This window comes from Actinacidiphila alni (assembly GCF_900112845.1).
Lineage (GTDB): Bacteria > Actinomycetota > Actinomycetes > Streptomycetales > Streptomycetaceae > Actinacidiphila > Actinacidiphila alni.
The window spans coordinates 1-1,244 of sequence record NZ_FONG01000049.1 but is presented as its reverse complement, the minus strand read 5'-3'; the positions used below and the strand labels follow the sequence as shown (position 1 = coordinate 1,244).

The following is a 1,244-nucleotide window of genomic DNA, read 5'->3' as shown; positions in this document are numbered from 1 at the left end:
GGGCCCGTGCTCCGCCGATACGTCCCGCCCCCTCCCCGGAGGGCGCCGAAAGGTAGCCGTGCCATGGCCACGACCGAGCCACTGCCGCGGGCCGCGTCCGCCCACGAGACCCCCCTCGACCCACCCGCCGCCCCGCAGGCCGCCGACGTACCGCCCGCGCGCCTCACCGGCCGGCTCAAGCTGGTCCTTGTCGTGCTGCTGGTCGCCCAGTTCATGCTGGCCGTCGACTTCTCGATCCTGAACGTCGCTCTCCCGGCGATCGGCCGCGGCCTCGGCTTCTCGCTGTCCGGCCTGCAGTGGATCGCCACATCGTTCGCGCTGCCGGCCGCCGGTTTCACTCTCTTCTTCGGCCGCATCGGCGACCTTCTCGGCCGCAAGAAGATGTTCATCGGCGCCGTCGCCCTGCTCGGCCTGGCCTCTCTGCTGGGGGGCCTCGCCACCTCCCCGGGTGTCCTCCTGACCGCTCGCGTCGCACAGGGTCTCGCCACCGCCGCGGCGACACCGGCGGGCCTGTCGCTGCTGACCACCGCCTTCCCCGAAGGCCCGCTGCGGCAGAAGGCGCTGGGCGCCAACGGCGCGCTGATGTCGGCCGGGTTCACCGCCGGTGCGGTCCTCGGAGGCGCGCTGACCGACCTGCTGTCCTGGCGCTGGGCCTTCTTCGTCAACGTGCCGGTCGCTCTCGGCGTCGTCCTGGTCGCACCGGCCGTGCTCAATGAATCGCGCCCGGCCGACCGGCCCCGCCTCGATGTGCCCGGTGCGCTGACCGTCACCGGCGGACTGCTCGCCCTGGTGTACGGACTGACCCAGGCGGGCGCGCACGGCTGGACCGCCACGCCGACCCTGGCGGGGCTTGCCACGGGCGCCGCGGCGCTGATGGCGGTCCCCTTCGTCGAGCGGCGAGCAGTCCAGCCGCTGGTGCCGCCGGCAACGCTCGCCCGACGCAATGTGGCCTGGGGGAACGTATTCGGTCTGCTGGCCTTCGCCACCGAAACGTCACTGGTCTATCTGCTCACCCTCTACCTCCAGGACACGCTCGGCTTCTCCCCGCTCGCCGCGGGCGCCACCTTCGGTGTCCTGGGCGCCGGTACGGTCCTCGGCGGGCTCACCGCCGCGCGCGTGATCGCGCGGACCTCCACCACGACCACGCTGGTGGCCGGCGGCCTGCTCCAGGCGGTCGCCACCGCCGTACTGCTCCTCCTCGGCACCGGCACGGGTACGGCACTCGCCCTGCTGCTGCCCGCCAC

1 protein-coding gene is annotated in these 1,244 nt (G+C 73.6%); it reads left to right on the top strand.

Annotated features, from left to right (window positions below; translation table 11 throughout):
* Positions 1 to 63: 63 nt before the first annotated feature.
* Positions 64 to 1,244: MFS transporter (locus tag BM076_RS35475; protein ID WP_093717900.1), on the top strand; the 1,181-nt coding region annotated here is incomplete at its 3' end.